We start from the raw sequence: 25,684 nt of genomic DNA, 5'->3' as shown, positions 1-25,684 counted from the left end.
TGTTCGAGGAAGTATCGCTTACAAAACTAAGCGTATGCTTTCGAAGTGGTTTTGCCGAAGCTGGTCAGGGAAGTATTGCTTACAAAACTAAGCGTATGCTTTCGAAGTGGTTTTGCCGAAGCTGGTCAGGGAAGTATTGCTTACAAAACTAAGCCTGTGCTTTCGAAGTGGTTTTGCCGAAGCTGATCAGGGAAGTATCGCTTACAAAACTTTAGGAGGACTTATTCATGTTACTGGAAGCTGTGTACCATCGTCCGCGGTTAAATTGGTCTTATGCCTATAATGAAAGCACGATTCACCTGCGTCTCCGCGCTAAAAAAGGGGATTTAACAGAAGTATTTGCTTTTGCAGGGGATAAATACACTTGGGATACCACAAAAGAGCTGATTCCCATGACCCTCTTCACCTCTGATGCTATGTTCGATTATTGGGAATGCGCTTCGGTTCCCCTGTATCGCCGATTAAAATACGGATTCTTACTGCAAAAGGATAATGAACGCATTTGGATGACCGAAAATGATTTTCAGACTAATCGGCCAGATAATCCTAACAAGCTTTTCGAGTTTCCATTTATTAACCCCGTTGATGTATTTACACCACCTGCCTGGGTAAAGGATGCTGTTTTCTATCAGATCTTCCCTGAACGCTTTGCAAACGGCGACCCAAGCCTTGATCCAAAAGATGTTCAGCCATGGGGAGCAGAGCCAACACCAACTAACTTCTTTGGCGGCGACCTGCAAGGAGTTATCGATCATCTAGACCATCTTAACGAGCTTGGTATCAACGCTATTTATTTCACACCAATCTTTACAGGAACTACCAATCATAAATACGATACAGAAGATTACATGGAAGTCGATCCGCATTTCGGGGATATAGCAACGTTAAAGAGACTCGTCGACTGCTGCCATGAACGTGGTATTCGCGTGCTGTTAGACGCTGTATTCAACCACTCTGGTGGGACCTTCGCTCCGTTTTTGGATGTTCAGGAAAAGGGAGAAGACTCCATCTACAAAGACTGGTTCCATATTCGTGAGTTTCCACTTCAGACTGTAAACGGCATTCCAACTTATGATACTTTTGCTTTTGAAGCACATATGCCAAAGCTTAATACAGAACATCCTGAAGTTAAAGCGTACTTGCTGAAGGTCGCAGAATTCTGGATCACAGAAGTTGGTATCGACGGTTGGCGCCTAGACGTGGCCAATGAAGTGGATCATGATTTCTGGCGTGAATTCCGCAAAGTGGTGAAGCGTGCTAATCCTGAGGCCTACATCCTTGGAGAAATTTGGCATGAATCTGCTCCATGGCTGGAAGGTGATAAATTTGACGCCGTCATGAACTATCCCTTCACTGATGCCGTCCTAGACTTCTTTGTTCATGGCAGCCTTGATGCAGAAGGGTTTGCCAACTCTATTGGTAGACAGTTATCGCGCTACCCACTGCAGGCAAGTGAAGTTGCTTTCAATCTGTTAGATAGTCACGACACTCCACGTTTGCTTACGCTAGCTGCTGGGGACAAAAATAAAATGCGCTTAGCTTCACTATTCCAATTCACCTTTATGGGCACCCCTTGTATCTATTATGGTGACGAGTTCGGTATGGACGGTGAGGGTGACCCAGGCTGCCGCAAATGCATGGAATGGAACCCTGAGAAGCAGGATCGTGATCTGTTCGAATTCTATCGTCAGCTCATTCAAATACGCAATGACCAACCAGCGCTTCGTACAGGTACATTCACCTTCTTGGAGGCAGGACAACAAGGCAGTAAGATAGCCTATGAGCGCCGATTGGATCTTGAGACTATAGTCGTACTGATTAACAGTGAAGAGACCGCTCAGACGTTCCGTATTGACGTAGACGAACGGAATTGGGAGAACTTGTTCACTGGCGATACAGTGCGTACAGAACGTGGCAAACTGATCGTGAAGATGCCAGCTTATGGGTTCGCTATACTTAAGGCGATCATCTAAGCATACACATCTTCGGGCGCATAAAACATAACAAAACAGGGTATCTCCACTAGCTATGATAGCTGTGGGATACCCTGTTTTCTTTTAGAGATTACTAAGAATGACTTACACATTACTAGCTAACTACTAGAACTCCGGTGCACTAAAATCAGTACACCGGATTCCAGCTTACTTGCCCAGTAGTGTATAAATAACCTGTGCACTCTCGGCGCGAGTCATCCATCCTTTTGGAGCAAATTGATTGTTCTCTCTGCCTTGCAGAAGCCCTAGACCTGCTGCAGTCTTCACGTAGCTGTCTGCCCACTTGCTAATGCTAGAAGCATCTGCAAATGTCGTGACACTCACTGCTGGTTCGATCTTCTTACCAGATTTCACTTCAAGCGCACGGATCACCATGATAGCCATTTCCTCACGGGTAATGGAAGCGTTCGGTGCAAAGGTATCATTGCTTCGACCACTAACAATGCCCAGCTTAGAAGCTGTTGCTACGTATGAAGAGTACCATGCATCGGACTTAATATCAGTAAATTGAACCTGCCCTTCCGCATTCAAACCAAGTGCTCGAACTAACAATGCGGTAAATTCCGCACGGCTAACATTGCTCTTCGGATTAAACTCGGTTGTTGTAACCCCTGAAACAATTTGTTTTGCAGCAAGGGACTGAATGGCATGGAATGCCCAATAAGTAGTTGGAACATCCTTAAACGACTTAACAATCTCAAGTACGGCATATTTACTAAAGTGCGTGACTTGTGCAGATATCACGTCTCCATTCAGCTGTCCACCCACGTACTCAAGTTCACCGTTATCGCCTAAATAGTAGATACCCAATAAATCTTTATTCGATTGACCTTTAATCTTAAACGATATCGTAATTGGCTCATCGAACTTCTTAACTACTATCCGGGTACCGTCTTTCTTCAGAATGCTCAGTCTCAATTCAAACACATCAGAAAGTGAAGTAACGGTTGCACCCTCTTTGTTAAATCCGTCTACTAATGCTTTTGCAGCAGACTGGACCAAAGGTTTCAGCTCTAACAAGATTTGAGAACCTTCCGCATCTGTGCCTGAAGCTAAGCTTGGAATTGCACTTAACAATTTATTAGGGATAGTAACTAATAGATCCCCCACTTTAAGCACTAAGTCATTAGATCCCAACGTTTTTGCAGCTTGCAACGGTAAAAGTACAGCTGTCTTTCCTGCAGCAATATCGATTTGTACCTTTCCATCTTTGCCGTTCTTCAAACTACCCTCACTGACAACTTGAGTATCAGCAGGAGTTGTTGGGTTAACAACGGCACCACCAGGTGTAGGTGTTACTTTAGATACCCCAGATAGAATAACTGTACCCCCATCATCTCGACCTGGTAGATCAATGATTACTTTTTGATCAGCGGATACTGCGTAGGTTTTACCACTATATTCATCTTTTACAGTCGAATTGGCGGCAAATGGTACTGGAATCGTTGCAGATACCTCACTAGTCTTAGTGTTGATTACCGTCACAACGTTCTCATCTTCGTAAGATTTGTTGAAAGCCAAATAACCTAATTCATCTGAACCTGCTACCTTCGTGCGAGTACCCTTGGAATACACTTTGGAGTATTTTGCACGAATATTCAACAGCTTCTGATAATGGTCATGAAGTGGTTTCTCTGCAGTCAACTGATCCCATGGCATATCTTTACGGTTCTCACTGAACTTACCTTCAGACATTTTCCCAGCATTCTTACCCGATTTACCTAGTTCTTCTCCGTAGTAAATGACTGGCTGTCCTTTAGCGGTGATTTGCAGGGCTGCTGCGATCTTCAGCTTGCCTTTGTCTCCATCCACATAATTGGACAAGAAGCCATCCTCATCATGGCTGCTAAGGAATTGAGCCATCATCTTAGTATTGTCGATCTTTAACTCACGTGTCTGTAGATAGGAATCCACACTGTTTACTTTACCATCAGTAAAGTCTTTCGCTGCATCATTAAATCCAAAATCAAGCAGTCCGTCCATCTGGCCTGTTTCGAGCATTCCACCATTGCTATCAATGGTTCCCCCGAAGTATTCACCGGTCATTTTGAAGTTTGGATCGATTGCAGTCAGTGCATTTTTAAATGCTTTCCAAGTTGTATCTTCTACATGTTTGACTGTATCCACACGGAAATAGTCAATCGTATCTCCACGTTCCGTCCGAGCGTTATCTAACCACCCTGTTTGCCAAGCGATGATTTTTTCACGAATAGCTGGATCTTCTGTTTTGAAATCCGGTAAGCCAGCAAGCTCACCCTTGATCGTATCTGTATCCGTGGATACACCATCCGTACGAAGCATTCCTTCAAAACGCGCCTTATCTTCAACTGTAATCGTCGGTTTGTTATCCCCTGGTTTAAGCCCGTAACCTGTATGATTGAGTACAACGTCAACCATGATCTTGATGCCTTTGTCATGTGCCTTCTCGATTAGCTCCTTGAAGGTATCCATGTCACCAAGATGCTCGTCAAGCTTCGTAAAGTCTTTGGCCCAATAGCCGTGGTAACCGTATTGTTTGAAGCCATTACCTTGATCAAAATCAATATTATCTACGATTGGTGAAATCCATAGCGTATTAATACCTAGCTCTTGCAAATAATCGAGACTGTCAATCATCCCTCGGAAATCACCGCCGTGGTATGCTTCCAGATGGTTTTTATCAACATTCTGATTATTCGAAGTATCCCCATCTTTAAAACGATCGGTCAGTGCGAAGTATATACGTGCTTCATCCCAGTCGAAATCCAGCTTATCACCTGAGTAGGTTCTAGCTTTGACCTCAATCGTAGCGTTTTGCTTATGGGCATTACCATACTGATCTACGAGCGTTATTGGAATATTCTTGATTCCCGCTGTCACTGTATCCTTCACAGCAATGGTCTGTTTCAGCAGCACCGTATCCAGTTGAACTTTGCTTGGTCCTCCAAGACTAGTCAAATCCATAAATCCGTCCGTATAGATTACTTTTTCTGAAGCGGAAGCATTAACGGTCATAACCGCATTCTGATTAGATGTTATTACCTCCGGATTCACGGATGTCGTAATCGCAATTTCAGGATTACGATATACAAAAGAAGATTCATCATTAACGGTATTCTTTGGATCTGTGTATTCAATAGTGACTCCGTTTTTCGTGATTAGGTAAGTATACTTATACGTGCCTACTTTTAAATCAGTCAGCGTGTAAGTGAATAATTCATTTACGGAATCATAAACCATTGGATACTCTTTTCCATTCACTTTTACGATTGCAGAAGTGACCGCATCAACTTTTCCAATACGGAACAAGGCAGGATCACGATACCTAAAAGTAGCCGTTCCATCCTTTAAGATAGGTGTGCCAATGCTAGGCTTGATTTCAAATTCCTTCACCCCGCTGGTTACGTTCACTTTAATGAACCCATCACCCGGCGTCAACGGAATTGTACGGTCATCTCCATAATCATCCTTATGTGACCAATCATCACCTTCACCATTACGAACGACGAATCCTACATTTGTCGCATTTTCAGCAACCTCAATCAGAACACTCGCTGTACCATTCTCTAAGGTTGTAAAATTAATCTGGCCATTCTTAACTCCTGTGTCCCAAACCCAGATATTCCAACCCGTATATTCTTTGTCGCTACGAGTATAGGTAAATTGGACATATCGCTTGTCGGTAACAGTAACAGTAACCGTTTTAGAAATACCACCATAGGTTATGGTAATTCTGGCCATCCCTTCAGAAATCCCTTTCACTTGACCTTTATTAGTTACTGTAGCCACTTCAGGGTTATTGGAAGTGTACGTAGCCATTTGGGAAACGTTTCTTCTGCTGTTGTCATCATATTTCGCGAACACTGAAGATTTGTGTGTTTGACCTATTGGCAGGTTGTAGCTCGTGCTGTCGAGCTCCAAAGCTGTAATTCCAGCGGCCGAAGCTTCCTTTTTAAGAATTACTGCTGTTAAAGGTTCTAATGTAATAGAATTTGCTGTTAAACTAAAACCTGACTGATTCTCAGTCGGAATTGCAGTAACACCAGCTTCATCGTTGTCGACAAGCACCTGACCACTCGTCAAGTCCTCCGATAAAGTCAGAGTTCTTTCTGTGCTATCACCATTCATGAAGACATAATAGATGCCTGTGCCATCTGTTGCTTTGTTTGAATAAGCGATGACTAGATCCTCTGTCTTCACTTCTGGAGCAGGAATTAGGTTAACATTGGAATCAACCAAATCCTTGTCGCCTAATCGGAATGCATCCGTAGACTTTCTCAGCTCCATCAGACCTGAAGTGTATTTTCTAGTTGTAGTCTGAACAGGGAATTGTAACTCATCTGTTGCTTTAGCCCAATCGAACTTATTGACCGCATCCGATGAATCATAGGAATCATTAATGAAGTAACCAAATGACTGATTGTTGGTGTCAAACAATTCTGTGAATTTACCCTTATTCGTGGGTTTTATAGAATCGTCCTTCCACTGCTTCGTACGGCCATATTCCTGACCTGCATGGATAAAGGCTGTACCCTGAGAAGTCATTATAAGCATGTTACCCAGTCTGATTCGTTTCTGAATTTCAAGCTCATTCTCTGGTATTGCAGGATCTTTTTTAATCGATTGTGCAATGACATCGTGCAGCGTCAAATTATCATGCGCTTCGATATATGGAACGATATCACCTGGATCGTCGGCAGGCGTATTTGATGGCTCCGCTTTAATATTGTTAAAGATTGTCGTTATCGGACGCGCTCCACCCGTAATAAATCTAGGCTGACCTTCGGAACCATAACCAGATTTCAATTCATTACGGAATTCATCAGAGAAAACACCGACGCTATCCGTTTTATCCATCCAGTCCTGATCTGCACCTTTTCCAGCAAGGGAAGGATCGGCTGCGGCGCCACCGAATGTTCTCCAGCCTTCACCGATAAAGAGAGCCTTCGGATTTATTTCTGCCGCGGCATCATAAGCATGTTGCACAGCCTCCGCTGTCGCATCGCCCATCATGTCCCAGCGCATTCCATCTATCTTGTACTCTTCGAACCAATATTTCACGGAATCTACCATCAGTTTCTCAGCCATTTTATGGTTGGTGGCCAGATTGTTTCCGAAACCTCCGATAAAGTTGCCGTTTGCATCTTGGAACGCGTAGTAATTAGGAACGATGTCGTTTAAGAATTCTTTTTTAGCCATGTGTGTGTACACTACGTCCAGAATGACACCCATTCCAGCTTCATGTACGGCATCTATCAGACCTTTTAATTCTTTAATCCGTTCTTCAGGATTGGCAGGATTCTGAGAGTAAGCACCGTCCGGAGAGAAGTAGTTGTGAGGATCATATCCCCAGTTGTATTCATTGTTTTTGTCAGAGTAATCAGTCTCTCTATTCCCCATCTTCGTTTCATCCCCGTAATACCAAGCCATTACAGGAAGTAATTGAATATGAGTTACACCGAGTGATTTAAGATAATCAAGCTTCTTTTCAAAAGCGCTATACGATCCCCATCTTTCGCCACTTAGACTACTTTCGATCGATACATCCGATGTAAAGTCTCTGACATGGACTTCATATACAATAGCGTCCTCACGTTTTTCGTAGCCTTCAATATCAGCATAGCCAAAAGTATCAGGATTCGTCTGGCTTAAATCAACGATAGCCGCTTTACCGACTGTATCTCCGCCAGCACCAGCAGCACCTGTGGTATCCACAGTAAATACCGCCATTGATTTAGCATAAGGATCAAGGACCTTATTGGTTACACCGTTATTCGTCACTTCATATTGATAATAATATCCTCTTACATCTGTTGCATTTGTTCCGGATAGATCTGTCGGCTTCAAATTGACCGACCATACCCCTTGTTCGCCGAGTGTTAAATCCACACTTCCCACGAGCACATTGGAGTCATTCTTATCGTATACATTGGCGACAACCGAGCTTGCTTTTGGTGCCCACAATTTAAATGTGGCTGTTTTGTCAGCATTATACGTAGCACCTAGATCGTCTCCAGTATAGTTGTACATCTCATCAAGATTTCTCCAGCCAGTAACCGCAGATACTGTTTTACCCGAATAAGTAACGCTAAGTGGGATATTAGCCAGATCAAAAACTTCCGTATCGACTTCAATCGAAGTTTTGCTTGTAATATTTACAGCATTAACAGGAATTGTAGCTTCTTTATTGTCCTTAATGGTAATTGCATTCTTCAATTGTGCTGCATCCAAGCCGTCGGTTAGTGTAAAACCAAGAAGGATTTTGCTCTTCGACAACACTTCTGCGGATACTAAACCGATAGGTGTTTCACCAAATGGAGAAACATATACATTGTTGTCGCCTTCTTTAACCCATAGCTGATTGTAACGATCTAACAGGCTGAAGATTTTATTGTCCCCGTCTTTGTCTCCGTTCGAAGGCTTCATTACAATAAAGCCAATTTTCTTGGCACCCTCTATGAGTGGAACATCGACATAAGCACCGAAATTGTCCTTTTGATCCACTTTGAAAGGAGTCGCAGGAGTTGGCCATGAACCCAGTGTATCCGAAGGTGTAGACACGTCATCCCACAGCCATAATCCATACTGATCATGATTAGTATCAGATCTCATGTAGTGGATCCGAACGGTATTTGCCGGAAGCATAACCGGTTCATAAGGCGTAACTACATCGGAGCCTTCTGTAATCCATACTTCGTTCGTTTGTGGAGTCTTAATCGAGAAGTGCTTATCTCCTCCATCCTTCGCTCCATCAGTACGTGACATTGCGATCATAGAGAGCGTTTGAGCTCCAGGCTTCATCGGCACATCAACATAAGCTCCGTAGGAGTCTATTTGATCCTCAGGGAAAGGAAAAGCACCATTAGGCCAGCCGTCTGTAGGATTTTTAACATCTCCAAACAACCACAAGGCTTTATTCGTATAGGTACTAGCTTTATAGTGGACACGAATATGCCCTTCCGGAACGGCTGTAACATCAACAGGTCCAGTAGGAATTTTATATTCTGCGCTCACACTATGATCTGCAGAATTGTACTTGAAGGTTACCGAAAGATCTGATGGTAGGTTCAACTTTAGATCGTTCTCTGGATAAGACATATCTTCTGCTTCTGTGGCTCCCGGAACAGAAACTTTGTATGTGTAGTCTCCTTTCGGCACTGTAACTGCCGTATTGTAAATACCGTCAAAATCAGTATCTGTTAGAATAGACAACGCCTCTGCTGGCAGGTTTCCTGTCAATCTTGGCAGCTTATCCGCAGCAATTGGCGTGTAGTAAGTCGAATCAGCTATTTTATGAGTAATGTCATTATAATAAAAGGTTACAGACGTCTCAGTATCTAGCTCAATATGAATATTATCCTGCTCATTAAGCTTCCCCTGAGGGTTAGTGTAACTTGGGAATCCGCTTCCATTCCAAGTATCATTTAGAGCTATCTTGTAGTTATATCCCCCTGCTGGCAGAGTCCCCGTAAAGGTGTACAACCCATTATCAGAGTAAACCATCTGAGTAACTGCTGATTTTTCATCCCAGTTATTTCCAGGATTATTTGTAAACTTTGACTGCAAATCACCGACTAAAACCACCTTCGTCGTTGCTGCAGAAACACTAACTGGATGTAACCCAAGAGTGGAGAACACTAGAGCAACGATCATGAAGATCGCGAACGCCCTCTTGCCCCATAAAGTTATTTTCATTTTTGTAAAACCTCCCATGATTATGAATTCCCTTTTTGCAAGCGGATACATGATTTCTCGGAAACCGTCAATTATTCTTAAGTAATGAAATCATGCGTGTTCCTTCTTATTAGCTGAGAAGGTCTATGTTGCGGCTCGTCAGACCGGATTAACGGTATCACCATCCTAATCAAAGTAAATGATCTCACAATAAATTGAAATCTGCGCAAACGTTTGCAATTAAGAGTGCATAAACCTAAGTACATAAAACTCATTCTTTAGTGCAACTGATATCAAAACAAAATAACCCAATGTAAACGCTTGCTATATTTTGATTTACATACTAATCCTGTATTTATGGTATTGTCAACCAGTATTTTTATGTATTGAACAAACTCGAATTCACAGAAAAGCTAAAATAAAGAAAACTCATCCTAACAACCCCATTGTAATTAATACAGTATTCTGAAAGTACCCCTAAATTCATTTCTCAAATCGAATTTAATTTACAGTTCATCGATTGCTCTAAAAAAAATTAAGCCATACGTTTGCATTTACGGAATGCTCCTTTCGAAGAAACTTGATATCTTTTATACATATTAAGCTCAATATTGCTAATCATTCATACTTTTTTTGGTGAAAACGAACAATTTTACACTGAAATTTCTAATACTCTATCCAAAAGTAGCAATATTGCCCTTCCAAATGACTTTATCTATTTACAATTTAGAACTCTTAGATTAATATTACTGTGTAAAGCAAACGGTTCCATAAGGAGGTTTCTATGACAGTTACCATTAAGGATGTGGCCAAGAAAGCGGGAGTATCTCCCTCCACGGTATCCCGGGTATTGTCCAATCATCCCAGAATCAGCCTGGAAACTTCCCGCAAGGTCAAAGCTATTATGGAGGATATGGGCTATACCCCTAACATGATGGCTAAGAGTCTAGTGTCGAAAACTACAAACAGCATATGCTTCAGTCTTCCTAAACCTGCTGAAGAGCTGTTCTCAAATCTATTTTTCATGGAATTAATCCGTGGAATCGTTACACAAGCTAGCCGTTCCGGCTACGATGTGTTAATTAGCTCCGGAGCAAACGAGAAAGAAGAGTTGGAAGCTGTTTCAAGACTTCTAAAGGGTCGCCGTGTAGATGGTGTTATTCTGCTTTACTCTCGTACGGATGATGCTGTTATTGATTTTCTGGAGAGCAACGATTATCCATTCGTGCTAGTAGGCCGAAGTGATCGATATGAGAATATTTTATCTGTCGATAATGACAATGTGATGGCAGCATACGATGCAACTAATCACCTCATTTCAATGGGGCATGAACGAATTGGCTTCGTAAGTGGACCGCCGAATCTAATTGTTTCTCGCGATCGGCTCGCAGGATATCGTAAAGCATTACAGAATAGTGGCCTTGAAATGCGTGATGAATGGATTGTAGAAGGTGAATTTCTACAGGATAGCGGATATAGAGCGATGTCTTTTTTCATGAATTTGCCTAATCGGCCTACTGCGCTCGTTGCGGTTGATGATATGGTATCGTTCGGAATTTTACGCGGATTGAATGAACTGAAATACAAAGTGCCTGACGATCTCGCTATTGTAAGCTTTAACAATATTCCATTATCTGAATTATCCAGCCCTCCGATCAGTAGTATTGATATTGGAATTTATCATCTTGGATACACCGCATCTCAGGTACTTATCCAGAATATCAAGAGTCCAAATCACGATGCTGGTTATACAAATCGATTTGTTATTCCACATCGACTGATCGTGAGAGAGTCATCTATGCACTCTCATGCTAAGAACAAAACCGAATGAATAAGTGAAGCGATCAAACGCTTCATTTATTTTTTGAAGATCTGTACAAACGTTTGCGCTAAATCATTAAATACTTCTTGATCCAGTTCTTTTCAGGGTGAATATTCGGATCTGAGGTTAGGATAAACTTAACCATCTTAAGCGAAGCTTATACGATCGAAATCAGATTCAGATACGATTAGCCAATGGATCACGGGTACTGTCACAACTTTTAGGAGGTTATACAATGATGGAAATTAAAGCCTGCTTGTTCGATTTGGATGGTGTTATCGTTGATACTGCCAAATACCATTATATTGCATGGAAAGAGCTTGCAGATGGATTGGGATTTCTCTTCACAGAACAAGATAACGAACGCCTTAAAGGAGTCAGCAGAACTGCCTCGCTAAACATTTTGCTGGAAATCGGCGGACTAACTATCGATGAAGAAGAGAAAGCTAAGCTTGCGGAACAGAAGAATAATCGTTATGTCGAATATATTGCAAAGATGGATAGCTCAGAGATTCTGCCAGGTGCACTTGATTTCCTGAAAGAGTGCCGTGAGAATGGCATCAAAGTTGCTCTCGGTTCTGCCAGTAAGAACGCAATGACGATATTAAATAATACCGGATTGACCCCTTACTTTGATGCGATCATCGATGGTACACACACTAGTGCTGCTAAACCTGATCCGGAAGTTTTCCTGTTAGGAGCTAAAGCACTTGGCGCTGCTCCCGAGCACTGTGTTGTCTTCGAAGATGCTGAAGCAGGAATTGAGGCCGCTACCCGGGCTGGTATGTTCAGTGTTGGAATTGGTTCACCGGAAACGCTCAATGCAGCAAATATCGTTGTTCCATCACTCGCTCATATGAGTGTGTCACAGCTCAAAAAATCTTTTTCTTAAAGTCTAACTCACATTAATCAACTGAAAGTGTTAATGTGAGTCGCCCTGCTGCATCCAACCTACAATCAAATGAACTAAGTATTAATCATTAGATTTCTGGTGATGAGGAGACGGAGAGGAATTTTGGAACTGTAGAAGCGTAGCGTTCGCCTTTATAATCAGATTTCATCCGCAAAACGCGGCTAAAATATAGAAATCTGATTATAACAGCGATCGAAAGTCCAAAGATTCCTCGCAGTCGCACTTATATCACCGGAATTTTAATGAAAGAATGATTTGTTCATTATATATTCCCCTAACATATTTAAAGGAGCCGGTTATCGTGAAACAATATTTAACAATTGATGAATGGTCCATTATTGAAGAATCTTTTGATCCACAGACTCAAGAAATCTCTGAAAGCGTATTTAGTCTTGGCAACGGTTTTATGGGTGGTCGAGCTAATTTTGAAGAGCAATATAGTGGTAGTAGCCTACAAGGCAGCTACATGGCTGGCGTGTACTATCCTGACAAAACACGGGTCGGCTGGTGGAAGAACGGCTATCCCGAATATTTTGCCAAAGTACTGAACAGCACGAACTGGATCGGTATTAACATCGACATCGAAGGAACTCCTCTTGATCTGGCAAAATGCACTGTTTCCGATTTCCGCCGTGTACTTAACATGAAGGAAGGTACGCTTTCCCGTAGCTTCACTGCCACGCTCGAAGATGGTAAACAAGTTAAAGTTGAGAGTATCCGGTTCGTCAGCATGACTCGTCAAGAAATCGGCGCTATTCGTTACTCCATCATTCCTGTAAATTTTGCAGGCAATATTACGATCACTCCTTATCTCGACGGCGATGTTAAGAACAAGGATTCCAACTATGACGAGAAATTCTGGAATGAAGTTGAGAAGCAAGCAGCACCTGAAGGTGGGCACCTCACCCTTAAGACTAAAAAACTCGATTTTCATGTAACCTCTGCTATGGCTTTTGATATCCTTGTCAACGGTGAGAAGATCAACGGTGAGAAGATCAACGCTGAAGCTGAATCGATTGAACAAGAGAAATATGTTGCCAGTAAAACGAATGTAACCGTACAAACAGGCGATCAAATCGTCATTTATAAATATGTAGCAAACGTTACCTCCCGTAATCACGGTCTTGGACAATTGGTCGAAGCCGCTCAAACTGCCCTGCAAGCTGCTAAGGAAGCTGGTTTCGTCCCCCTTCTGACAGAACAAATTGAAGCTTGGAGAGAGAAGTGGAAAGAAAGCGACATCATTATTGAAGGTGACGTTTCGGCACAGCAAGCGATTCGCTTTAATATTTTCCAGTTGAACCAAACCTACAATGGTGAAGATGACCGTCTGAACATTGGACCTAAAGGCTTTACGGGTGAAAAATACGGCGGCAGCACTTACTGGGATACAGAGGCGTATTGCGTTCCCTTCTATCTAAGTACAGCGGACTCCTCTATTGCTCGCAACCTGTTGATCTACCGTTACAAACATTTGGAGAAGGCTAAGGAGAATGCTCGTAAGCTTGGTTTCGCAAAAGGCGCATTGTATCCAATGGTTACAATGAACGGCGAAGAGTGTCACAATGAGTGGGAAATTACGTTTGAAGAAATTCACCGGAACGGTGCTATTGCCTACGCGATTTACAACTATGTGAACTACACTGGAGACAAAGCTTATCTAGGTCAATATGGTCTTGAAGTTCTAGTTGAAATCTCCCGCTTCTGGGAAGAACGTGTTCACTACGCGCACCGTAAAGACAAATATGTGATGCTTGGCGTAACAGGACCTAATGAATATGAAAATAACGTAAATAATAACTGGTACACCAACCGGATGGCTTCCTGGACTATGGAATATACCTTAGAAGCTCTGGATTATCTGAAAAAGAACGAATCCACGCGCTATGCAGAACTAGTTGACAAACTAGGGCTCAAAGAAAGCGAAACCGCAAAATGGAATGATATCATTGCCAAGATGTATTATCCTGCGGATGAAGAACTGGGTATCTTCTTGCAGCAAGATGGCTTCCTAGACAAAGAGATTATTCAAGTCAAGGATCTGGCACCTGAGAACCTGCCACTAAACCAAAAATGGTCATGGGATCGTATTCTGCGTTCTTGCTTCATTAAACAAGCGGATGTTCTACAGGGATTATTTTTCTTAGGAGATCGTTACGATCTCGATACTAAAAAACAGAATTTCGACTTTTACGAGCCGATCACTGTTCATGAGTCCTCCCTATCCCCTTGTATCCACTCTATTCTAGCCTGCGAGCTGGGATATAAGGATAAGGCTTATGAAATGTACTTGCGTACTTCAAGACTGGATCTTGATAACTATAACAATGACACCGAAGACGGCTTACACAGCACTAGCATGGCTGGTACTTGGATGTCGATCGTACATGGCTTCGGCGGACTACGTGTGCATGATGGCAGATTGGCGCTAAGCCCATCTAACCCAGGTCATTGGACAGCGTACTCTTTCAAAATCATGTTCCGTGGCTCCCGTCTTAAAGTAAGCGTTTCGGACGCACAGGTTACTGTTACGAATGAAACTGATATCCCAGCTTCTATTACTATCTACGACAAAGAATATACCGTGAACGGACTAAGCAGCATCACTGCTGATAGCAATTCCGTCACAGTATAAACCGACACCACAAGAGACCCTTGAAGCTTAAAGCTTTTAGGGTCTCTTTTTTTTACCTAAATGGATATCTTATATAAGGAGTGATTATTAATGAAAAGAACATTTTGGAAGGAAGCTGTCGTCTACCAAATCTATCCTCGCAGCTTTCAAGATAGCAATGGTGACGGTATTGGAGATCTGCAGGGAATCATTTCACGTCTGGATTATTTGAAGAAGCTCGGAGTCGATGTAGTTTGGTTGTCGCCTGTATATAAATCGCCAAATGATGATAATGGTTATGACATCAGCGATTATGAAGATATTATGGATGAATTCGGCACGCTAAAAGACTGGGAGGAACTCCTGACCGGACTACATGATCGTGGCATTAAGCTAATGATGGACCTTGTAATCAACCACTCTTCAGATGAACATAAATGGTTCGTAGAGTCCCGTTCGTCAAAGAATAATCCGTACCGTGATTACTACATTTGGCGTCCGGGTGGACCGAATGGTGAACGCCCCAACAATTGGAGCTCCATATTCAGCGGTCCGGCTTGGGAACTAGATGAGACTACCGGTGAATACTATCTACATCTGTTCTCACGCAAGCAACCGGATCTCAACTGGGACAATCCAAAGCTTCGCGAGGAATTATACAAGATGATTACCTTCTGGCTCGACAAGGGTGTGGATGGATTGCGGATGGACGTTATTAATTTGATTTCTAAAGCGGAAGGGCTACCTTCCTTTCAAATTGAAGGCCAAGCTCCAGAGGAACTAGCATGGGGTGGCGATTACTTTATGAATGGACCCCGGGTTCACGAATTTTTACATGAAATGAACCAAAAGGTACTTTCCAACTATGACATTATGACCGTCGGGGAAACGCCAGGGGCTTCGGTAGAGGATGCCGTTCTTTATACAGACGAAGATCGCGAAGAACTTCAGATGGTGTTCCAATTCGAACATATGGATGTGGATTCCGGTCCAGGAGGCAAGTGGGATGTAGCCCCATGGACATTAACCAAGCTGCGCGATATTCTTCATAAATGGCAGGTTGGTCTGGCAGAGAAGGGTTGGAATAGTCTGTACTTAAATAATCATGACCAGCCGCGTATGGTTTCAAGGTTTGGTGATGATGAGAAGTACCGCGTGATATCTGCCAAAATGCTCGCAACCTTACTACATACACTTAAAGGCACCCCCTATATTTACCAAGGTGAAGAAATTGGAATGACGAATGTAAAATTCACAGCTTTGGAAGATTATAAAGACATCGAAATTCTGAATATGTACCGTGAAAAAGTAACAGAGGGTGACGCAGATCATGATACGATTCTGAACGCTATCCATATCAAAGGCCGGGATAATGCTCGTACGCCAATTCAATGGGATGCTTCTACGAATGCTGGTTTTACAGAGGGTGAGCCATGGCTCAAAGTTAATCCGAACTACAAGGATATTAACGTGGAGCAAGCATTGGCAGATTCTGATTCGATCTTCTACTACTACCAAAAGCTAATTGCTTTACGCAAAGAGAATCCCATTATGGCGTACGGTGAATATAAGCTACTCCTGCCTGAGCATGAGAATATCTATACTTACACTAGAACATTAGATGATGATCAATGGCTGGTCCTGCTGAATTTCAGCGAAACTCCACAAACCGTTGATCTCTCTGCAGAGCTGAGTGCCGTTACTGAGTTAATCATTGGAAATTACCCAGATGAATCATCAACATTAGAAATCTTGCGTCCTTACGAAGCAAGAGTGTACAGATTACAAGACTGACTCTATACATCTTCCTGAGTATACTATATAGGATGATTTCGCTATGATTATTCTTCTACCTGTGACCTGTCATTAGAGAGCAAGGAATAACAGGATTTACAAATGGTGGCATGATAGTATGAACTCAAGGGAGATGGAAGACTTGGAATGGCTTATCCGCATGAAAGAGGCTTTAGATTATATGGAGAGCAAGATGGAGGAACCCTTTAATGTAGAAGATATAGCAAAGGTGGCTTATTCCTCCCCCTTTCACTTCCAGCGCATGTTCTACATGCTTACAGGAGTATCAGTCAAAGACTATGTCCGTAAACGTAGATTGACTCTGGCTGCACAGGAACTCGCTATTTCTAAAGTTAAGGTGCTGGACGTCGCACTAAAGTACGGATATGACTCACCCGAGTCGTTTGCCAAAGCATTCCGCAAGGCACATGGAATTACTCCTTCTGCTGCGCGGGAGTCAGGGGTACAGCTCAAAGCCTTCCCTAGACTCTCCTTCCATCTATCACTGAAGGGAGATAAAGAAATGGACTACAGAATTGAGAAAAGAGACGCCTTTAATGTTATCGGACTAGTAGAGGAAATGACAACGAAAGATGGGGAAAATCTACGCCGCATCCCCCAGTTGTGGATCGAAGCTAACGCAAATGGTATGTCGGATAAGCTGATTGAGATCGGTGTAGATAAGGATATACTTGGTATTTGTAAAGATTTCAATCACGAAAAAGAAACCTTCTCCTATTGGATCGCTGTCGAAGCCTCTCCAGAGACTGATGCTCAGGGCTTTGCTTCTACAACGATACCAGCTGCGAGTTGGGCTGTGTTCACCTCAGTAGGACCGATGCCAGATGCTATCCAGCAAACATGGGCACGGATCTTTCAGGAATGGTTCCCTTCAACAGGCTACGAAACTACAGGAGGACCCGAGTTTGAACTATACCTTCCGGGCAGACCAGACGCAGAGGACTATCGCTGTGAAATCTGGATACCGGTCATGAAAAAAGATTAATACTTATAAAGACTATTCGGAATCCCCGGATAGTCTTTTTTTTCTTTCAGAATTCCTATTAATTCATTTTGAGAATCAGCTTAGTCTTGGTATAATAAATAGATTATGTGGTTCAATAATGACTATTGTTATCCGATTATCCGTGAAGGAGAATTTCATGTCTACTGTAAAAATTTTTTCAGATAGCACTTCCGACTTGCCTCAAAGCTGGAAGGATACTTATGATATCGGCATCGTTCCCCTTTACGTAGTATTTGAAGAGGGAACCTACAAAGATGGTAAAGATATCACACCAGAAGAAGTGTATCGCCGTGTAGCCGTTAGCGGAGTATTGCCGAAGACTGCAGCACCTTCGCCAGCTGACTTTATGGCCGCTTTTAATCCGGTAATTAGTAGTGGAAATGATATTGTATATATCAGCCTCTCCTCTTCACTATCCTCTACATATCAGAATACACTTTTGGCTGCTGGGGAATTCCCTGAGGGGCGTGTACAGGTTATTGATTCACAGACTTTATGTGGAGGCATAGCCCTTCTCGTTATGAAAGCTGTCAGAGCCGCTGAAAAAGGTCTCAGTGCCGTAGAGATTGCAGCTATGCTGGAGCACAGTCGCAATCTTGTAGAAACAGAATTCGTTGTAGATACGCTAGATTACTTATATATGGGTGGACGCTGTTCAGGTATGCAGAATTTCATCGGTAGTCTACTCAAAATCCGCCCTGTGTTAAAACTAGTGGAGGGTAGCATCGTACCTATTAGCAAAAGCCGTGGCAAAAAAGAAAAAGCCGTGGAACAAATGCTCCAGAATGCTTTAGTTAACGTCGATCATATGGATAAAGAACTGCTCATTATTGTGCATACCTTGGCGGAAGAAGATGCCTTATATTTAGAAAAGGCTCTACGAGAACAGACTCAGGTAGAAGAAATTGCGATCATCCATGCAGGATGTGTTATTGGCAGTCATTGTGGCCCGCATACTGTAGGTCTCATGTATATGCTTCAGGATTAATAAACGAACACAAATCTCCGGCCATTGCCTTTTTCGCAAATGGACCGGAGATTTGTGTTTACCCGTACTAGTATAGAGTTATTTTTAATTCTACCTCTTCTTTTATGAAAGGAAGCATAAACCGGAACGTTGAGCCTTTATTCTCTTCGCTCTCTACAAAGATTGTCCCTCCCATCAGCTCAACAAGCTGCTTACAAATAGCGAGTCCCAAACCTGTACCGCCATATTTACGATTGATGGTCGGATGCAGCTGTGAGAAGGATTGAAACAATAGATTGAGTTTATTATCGGCAATACCTACACCTGTATCACGTACTGAGAACTCCAGTAAATATTCTTTTGAATCCGAGAGTGGAATGTTCTTAACCGATAGCGTGACACTTCCTTGTTCTGTGAATTTCAGGGCATTTCCTACCAAATTGACGATAACCTGTCGCAAACGGATCGGATCGGCCATTAAAGTTGTTGGAACACTTGTATCTGCCCACCATCTCAAGGCCAACTTCTTCTCTTCGGCTTTAGGCGTGAATAAATCAATGATGTCTGATAACATCTCCCGGAGATCAAACTTTTCGGACTGCAGTGGCATTTTACCCGCTTCCATCTTGCTGAAATCAAGAATGTCATTCAAGATCTGTAATAGCGTGTAACTACTGCTTCGTAAAATCTCGACATAACCTCGCTGTTCTTCTCCAAGATCAGTTTCAAGTAAAAGATCAGACATCCCGATCATACCATTCATCGGGGTCCGAATTTCATGACTCATCATGGCCAAGAAATCCGATTTGGCTTGCGCTGCCTGCTCTGCAGATTCCTTAGCTCGAATGATTTCTCGCGCATTCGTGATATCGCTAAAGGCAATAACTGCACCTGCGACCACCCCCCCATCAATAAGAGGCGCCACCCGATAATTAACGAAGAAACTGGTTCCATCCTTACGCCAGAAGATCTCATCGTCTTTCCTGCGGATAATTCCATCCTCAATCGTAAGACTGATCTGACATTCAGGAGTCGAATAACGTGAGCCATCACCTTGGATATGATGAATATACTCCATAAGCTTGAGACCAACTAATTCTGCGGGCTGGTAGCCTAGCATATCCGCTCCCTCACGGTTAATAAAGAGGGTCCGCCCCGTAGTATCGAGCACGAATATTCCTGCTGAGACAGAATTCAGAATAAGGCTCGAACGCTTATCCTCGACTGCAGCAGCGGAAGTAGGCTTGAAGTTTATCTCCAGTTCTGCCTTATCGGGTAATTCAACAATGAAGGAATCCGCCAATGTGTCTAGCCAGTCTTGTAACACTTCCGAATGAGAAAGATAGTTGCCGTTAGCAACCTGAATGATCGCGAATACCCCAGCAATTCCCTCTTCCATTGTTATAGGAATAAAGTTAACCCTCACAGAGTCCGCTTTGGGGTTCTCCATATCTTGCAACTCAAAGCTAGATGGATTTCCCTGTAGGGCAGCCTCAAAATATGCAACATCACCATGGTTTCTTTTCTTAGGTGATGTTAGACCTATATCTTGGAACGGTGCTTCTGCGCTGGATCCTAGATAGAAAGTACGATTCGTTCCTACGCAGCGACCTTGCCTATCCAAAACAATTATCAAATTAGGATGATTGTCATATAACGATTTATAAGCGCTCTCTTCTGAAAGCAATCTTATTAGAATGGACGTCCAGTCTTTATCCACTGCTCACTTCACCTCAGGCTCTCTCATCCATTATCATTACCCCAAAACGAGCCTAAATCATCTCAATTTTTTAATTTCTTATTTTGAGACCATTATATCAAATATACCGAAATCAGTCGCTGATAAACGCCAAATCCCCCTTTAGAACCCAGCCACGATGCTTTTACATCGTTACTGAGATTCTTAAGAGGGATTTCTGTAAATATCTTAGGCTATATCCTTATGTTCGATATTGCGAATGGCTAGAAAAGCAATACCTGCTCCTAGCAAACCAAGGGAGATCGATACAGCAGCTAAATTACCTAAGCGGGCTTGATCAAATCCACCAGAAATTAGAGAGGTAACCAACACAGCAGAAACGATGGTGGCTGGGACTGATTTTTTCTTCATCCCAAAGTACAATGGTATTAGAGCGATACCCGCTGCGTAAAATGCACTAGCTACCGTCTTAATCAGCTCTGTGGTAATGAGATGGAGTGTCAACTCACCTTGAACAATATTTACAAAATAGTTGATGCCAAGCAGGATAGCTCCAATTACAATACTTGAAACAATGATAGAGACAAATGTGAAGATGAACACAATCATTATTTTGGCGGTCATCAGCTTTTTACGTGATATGGGGTACATAAAGAGAAGGGTGATGGTATTGTTCTTGTACTCATCAATAATCAGCTTACTTATAATAACAGAAGCGAAAATGAGATATGCGGCTTTAACAAAAACGAACAATCCCTCAAACACATCCGAATAAGTATTGAACGTCCCCTCACTCTCACTTTGGTCTATGAATATAACCAGAATCATAAACGCAAGAATGGCAAGATTGACGATTGCTGCACCTGTAAGAAGACTTTTTAGTTTGTTCTTGCGGATCTCCAAAGATATTAATTTAAGCAACGCCTTCACCCCCAATCAGTTGTAAAAAATAATCTTCCAGCGTATGTTGTTTCTTGCTTATACTTTCAATCTCCACATCCTCTAAAACTAGTGCCTTGTTAAGATCACGCTGTGAAATACCGCCGTCATATATTCTTACTGTGCAGTGATCCAGCACTTTAAAATTAGTTAGGGTAAGCTTATGTTCCAACACATACACTGCTTTGTTAATCTCATTCGTAATTACTTCGATATATTCTGTGTTCTGGCCACGAATGGAATCCATCGCCACTTCTTCTACCAGAGCACCCTGCCGGATCACACCGATAGTATCAGCGATCTGTTCGATTTCCCCCAAAATGTGGCTAGATACGAGTAACGTCATCCCATATTCACGACTAAGCATCCGGAACACTTCGCGCATCTCTTTAATTCCTACAGGGTCTAGCCCATTAATCGGCTCATCCAGAATGAGTAGCTCCGGTTTCGTCATGAAGGCTCTGGCAATGCCAAGACGCTGTTTCATCCCGAGAGAAAATTGCTTCACCGGCTTGTTGTCGATCCCTGTTAACTTAACCAGCTCTAGCGCTTCACCAATCGCCTTTGGATCATAATAGCCCATGTACTCTCCATGCAGAATCAGATTTTCTTTGGCTGTCAGTTTATCATAGAATACAGGATATTCAATGATACAGCCCATCCGTTTGAGCATTTCATAAGAATGATTCGTCATTTTTTCGTTGAAAAACTCAATTTCACCGCTAGTAGGTTTAACGAGGTTCGTAATCATTTTCATGACGGTTGTTTTGCCGGCACCGTTCGGTCCGAGAAAACCATAAATTTCACCTTGTTTAATATTCATATTCACATTGCTGACGGCTTCCTTGCCTTGGTAGGTTTTCGTTAAATTTCTTGTTCGAAGTATAGTAGTCATTTCCGTGCTCCCCTTTGTTTTCGTCTCGTCTTCCTTAGTTCTTATTGTACACAGCGGAATTTTCTTTTTTATTACTGAATTCTTACGAAAATCTTAAGCTGCATACAATATCTCCCCTTAGAAACGCAATCTGCGGAAAGAAAGGGTAAATACCGTTCTCACATACGGTTGACTAAACAGTGTAATGGTTCCATTCATTTGCTCCGTTAATCTTTTGGTGATGGTTAGACCGAGACCGCTGCCTTGATACGATCGGTTTCTCGAATCCTCCAGTGTATAGAGACGTTCAAATACTTTATCCTGGTGAACTTCACTAATGCCTTTTCCCCGGTCCCAAACATCTATGTATACTTTGTTCTCATCACTATAGAGTTTCATGCCTAATACGCCACCGGCATCACCGTAAGCAATCGCATTCGATAACAAATTGGACAATATCCGGTCAAGCGCCTCTTCGTTCCCCATGAAGTAAAGTGTCTCATCAGGGATCTCTATCTCCACCTCACTGCCCTTGGCGCTAAGGATATCATAGAAAGAAAGGATATTGCGTCTGCATACTTCACCTGCCTCAACACGTGAAAGGGTGATTTCCCGATCCCCCGATTCCAGTTTGGCCAAGTCAAAGAACTTGTTCATCAGATGGATCACTTCATTAGCTTTCTGGTGAATCGTATTCATCATACGTTTCCGTTCCTCGGCTGGCATATGCTCATCCTGCTGAATCGTCTCAATATAACCGAGTACTACCGTTAGCGGAGTCTTAAGATCGTGGGAAATATTCGACAGCATATTACGCATGGATTTCTCCAACTTCACGTGCTCAATGCTTCCTTTATGGTTAACGTCGAGCAGCCGATTTAGATCAATTAGCACACTTTGTAGCTCCAAATTACTGCTGAATAGCAGCAGTCTTTCGTGTGAACCTTGAGTCATGATGCTACTTAGCTTGTCATGAATATATTTCAGGTCACTTGAAGCTTTACGCGAATTTTGATATTGCCATACAATGACGACGATCAGGAGTAGAATGACCACACTAAGCGCCATACTCATTATAGCTGCTCTCCCAGCTTATACCCGATCCCCCATAACGTCTTGATGTACTCTGGATGGGAGGGATCATCTTCTATTTTTTCGCGTAATCTTCTCATATGTACATTAATGACGTTCTCATCCCCGAAATAATCATCTGCCCACACGCTAGCATAAATCTGCGCTTTGGTGAAGACTCTGCCCGGATGCGTGACGAACAGCTTAAGAATATGAAATTCCTTGGAGGTTAACTTCACTTCTTCTCCGTTCTTTAGCGCAGAGAAATTATACAAATCCACAGTTAATCTGCCAATGGAAATCATTTTCTTCGCAGGAATTGGAGCTTCCGATTGGATTGGGGGAGTAGCATAACCCGCTCGTCGAATCGCAGCCTTCACTCTAGCAGCTAATTCGATCATTGAAAATGGCTTGGTAATATAATCATCCGCCCCAAAGCCGAGGCCAAGAGCTTTATCCACATCGCTGTCCTTGGCAGACATAATCAACACCGGAACGAGACTTGCCGCGCGGATCGTCTGGAGAATGTCAGTACCGCTGCGTTTGGGCAGCATTAAATCTAACAGTACAAGATCAAATGGACTACTGGTACGGAATGTCCTTTCCGCTACTTCACCATCAAATGCTGTTTCCACTTCATAGCCCTCTTTTACTAAATAAGACCTAACCATTTCACTAATCGCTTCGTCATCTTCAATTAACAATATACGGTGCATGAATGCTGCCTCCAATGATCTGAGAATACATATGAATGCTAGATTATTCGTAATGCCCCTTTACCTCAGGCAGTTGCTTATAAATACTTCCGGCCTGCACGATCTTAATGATCGCTTGAGCTAGTTCAGTCATCTGACCATCATCCTCAGTATTCTGGCATTCCGTCCACTGATAATGACGCTCTCCATTATTGATCTGAACCGATAAATCGTAACTTTCAGCAGGTTTTCGATTACACTCAGTAGACAATTTTTTATCACCTAAGTAATTCGCTAGAACCATTTCTTTATAGATTTGTCCAAGTTCCTGTTCAGAAAGCCTAAAATCGCTAACCTCAACAACTTCTCCATTCTGGAGATCTTTGACTAACTTCATATCAATGGTGTTGATCTCATTCTTTAAGTTCACACCATACTTTAAAACAAACTCAAATTTGTCTTGTTTCGTTACGTCAAAAGGGATCTGTAGCAGCTCAATCTTTGCTTGTTCACCCTCACACCCCGTTAAGGTATACGACAGAAGCTTATCCGTTTCGTTTCTAACAAGGTTCTGACAAGTGTATTTTGTTACTTGGGGACTACCAAACGTATCTTCTGAATTATCATGCCGCATTTCAATCCCGTGGTCGGTGTATTTCAAGTCATTAAAGATCGGATCACCTTCAATCGTGTAATGAACCACGCGCTGTGTACCCTTTTTCTCTTGGATAAAAGCATCCAGCTTCTCACGATTCTTAACAATCATTCCATGGCTGTTTATCACATCTTCTTCTTCATTAATGCTAGTAGTGAACTTGGCTTCTCCATTGGATAGCTGATTAAAACACCCGGTTATAGTAAGCGCTATAAAAATAAGAAGAATACCGCTCGATCTCATCGATCATAACCTCCTTAAACACACCATAAGTAGAATCATTTGTTAAAGTATACCAATAATTATGAAGGCTGGGTATCCCTTCAGAAGGATATCGGATGATAGAGAGATGGATATAAATTTAAACGCGATAGCAAAAAAAAGCCGATTGGATAACCCAATCAGCTCAAAATGTATTATCGAATGAACTTTAAAAGCTCGGCTAGATCAGCCTCATACTGAGGATTGAAGTCATTCGACTTCACGTAACTGATAATGCTAGAAAGAAACTGTCTTCCTTCTGTCACCTCAGAAACTTTCTAATCATCTATCGCACTTATAAGAAGCTTACCCTTTCCAACACGACATTCAAAGAGCAAACCTAATTTATGATTTCGTTCAAAATTATCGATCGATTGTACAATTGGACTCCAATCTTTGCCCACACCATCCATAATAATAGACTTAGAAATCGATACGATATTCCACCAAGGATACGTGGAGAATTCATCAGAAGGGAAATTTGCGAATAGCGGATGATCCTTATCAATAACTAATCCCATTGTTCCAACTGGCACCGGGCGATTATTTCAGGCAAATACTCCTCGCTGATACGATACTCTAACATTTCAACGCGGTCAAAGTACAGAACTTGACTCCAACCTATGGGCTGTTCCACATCGAAGATCCAATTTGAAAGTCACAAAACGGTTCAGGAATTGACCCTAATGAAGAATAGCCCAACCCT

At 42.4% G+C, this 25,684-nt stretch carries 15 protein-coding genes; 7 read left to right on the top strand and 8 right to left on the bottom strand.

Features of this window, described 5'->3' with window-relative positions:
- Positions 1-227: 227 nt before the first annotated feature.
- On the top strand, positions 228-1,973 hold the full coding sequence (locus tag MHH52_RS08415) for an alpha-glycosidase (protein ID WP_340007888.1): 1,746 nt from the start codon (positions 228-230) through the stop codon (positions 1,971-1,973).
- A gap of 168 nt (positions 1,974-2,141) precedes the next feature.
- Here the strand turns inward: MHH52_RS08415 and MHH52_RS08410 are convergent, their stop codons facing one another.
- Positions 2,142-9,668: a pullulanase gene (locus MHH52_RS08410; protein ID WP_340007886.1), complete on the bottom strand. Its 7,527-nt coding sequence runs from the start codon at positions 9,666-9,668 to the stop codon at positions 2,142-2,144.
- 763 nt (positions 9,669-10,431) lie between these two features.
- Between MHH52_RS08410 and MHH52_RS08405 the strand changes: the two genes are divergently transcribed.
- From MHH52_RS08405 to MHH52_RS08380, 6 genes are all read left to right on the top strand, one after another.
- A complete protein-coding gene (locus tag MHH52_RS08405) occupies positions 10,432-11,478 on the top strand; it encodes a LacI family DNA-binding transcriptional regulator (protein ID WP_340007884.1) in 1,047 nt (348 codons plus the stop codon).
- 226 nt (positions 11,479-11,704) lie between these two features.
- Positions 11,705-12,361, top strand: a complete 657-nt coding sequence (pgmB, locus tag MHH52_RS08400) for a beta-phosphoglucomutase (protein WP_340007882.1) — start codon at positions 11,705-11,707, stop codon at positions 12,359-12,361.
- Positions 12,362-12,683: 322 nt separating this feature from the next.
- Positions 12,684-15,017 carry a glycoside hydrolase family 65 protein gene (locus tag MHH52_RS08395; RefSeq protein WP_340007880.1) on the top strand — a complete coding sequence of 778 codons (2,334 nt, stop codon included), beginning with the start codon at positions 12,684-12,686 and terminating at the stop codon, positions 15,015-15,017.
- Between the two features lie 90 nt (positions 15,018-15,107).
- Positions 15,108-16,790 (top strand): alpha-glucosidase, encoded by a 1,683-nt coding sequence (locus MHH52_RS08390; RefSeq protein WP_340007878.1) that lies wholly within the window; start codon positions 15,108-15,110, stop codon positions 16,788-16,790.
- Positions 16,791-16,908: 118 nt separating this feature from the next.
- The gene (locus tag MHH52_RS08385) at positions 16,909-17,796 is read left to right on the top strand and encodes an AraC family transcriptional regulator (RefSeq protein WP_340007877.1); all 888 of its coding nucleotides are present in this window, start codon (positions 16,909-16,911) and stop codon (positions 17,794-17,796) included.
- A gap of 157 nt (positions 17,797-17,953) precedes the next feature.
- Entirely contained in the window at positions 17,954-18,805 is an 852-nt protein-coding gene (locus MHH52_RS08380) for a DegV family protein (RefSeq protein WP_340007875.1), read from the top strand.
- Between the two features lie 67 nt (positions 18,806-18,872).
- On the opposite strand, the gene MHH52_RS08375 is transcribed toward MHH52_RS08380, so the two are convergent.
- The 7 genes from MHH52_RS08375 to MHH52_RS08345 all read right to left on the bottom strand — a co-directional run bounded on the left by MHH52_RS08375 (position 18,873) and on the right by MHH52_RS08345 (position 25,514).
- Positions 18,873-20,504 (bottom strand): ATP-binding protein, encoded by a 1,632-nt coding sequence (locus MHH52_RS08375; protein WP_340007873.1) that lies wholly within the window; start codon positions 20,502-20,504, stop codon positions 18,873-18,875.
- A 207-nt stretch (positions 20,505-20,711) separates the two neighbouring features.
- A complete protein-coding gene (locus tag MHH52_RS08370) occupies positions 20,712-21,413 on the bottom strand; it encodes an ABC transporter permease (protein ID WP_340009552.1) in 702 nt (233 codons plus the stop codon).
- The gene (locus tag MHH52_RS08365; protein WP_340007871.1) at positions 21,397-22,317 is read right to left on the bottom strand and encodes an ABC transporter ATP-binding protein; all 921 of its coding nucleotides are present in this window, start codon (positions 22,315-22,317) and stop codon (positions 21,397-21,399) included. The genes MHH52_RS08370 and MHH52_RS08365 overlap by 17 nt, the downstream gene beginning before the upstream one ends.
- Positions 22,318-22,434: 117 nt before the next feature.
- A complete protein-coding gene (locus MHH52_RS08360) occupies positions 22,435-23,370 on the bottom strand; it encodes a sensor histidine kinase (RefSeq protein ID WP_313636938.1) in 936 nt (311 codons plus the stop codon).
- Complete coding sequence (locus tag MHH52_RS08355) at positions 23,370-24,083, bottom strand: response regulator transcription factor (protein ID WP_340007868.1); 714 nt, start codon at positions 24,081-24,083, stop codon at positions 23,370-23,372. The genes MHH52_RS08360 and MHH52_RS08355 overlap by 1 nt, the downstream gene beginning before the upstream one ends.
- 43 nt (positions 24,084-24,126) lie before the next feature.
- Entirely contained in the window at positions 24,127-24,960 is an 834-nt protein-coding gene (locus MHH52_RS08350; protein WP_340007867.1) for a DUF4362 domain-containing protein, read from the bottom strand.
- A gap of 296 nt (positions 24,961-25,256) precedes the next feature.
- Positions 25,257-25,514 carry a hypothetical protein gene (locus MHH52_RS08345; protein WP_340007866.1) on the bottom strand — a complete coding sequence of 86 codons (258 nt, stop codon included), beginning with the start codon at positions 25,512-25,514 and terminating at the stop codon, positions 25,257-25,259.
- Positions 25,515-25,684: the final 170 nt, after the last annotated feature.

The organism is Paenibacillus sp. FSL K6-0276 (genome assembly GCF_037977235.1).
Lineage (GTDB): Bacteria > Bacillota > Bacilli > Paenibacillales > Paenibacillaceae > Paenibacillus_AQ.
The sequence above is the reverse complement of the archived record's forward strand: the minus strand, read 5'-3'. Positions and strand labels throughout refer to the sequence as shown.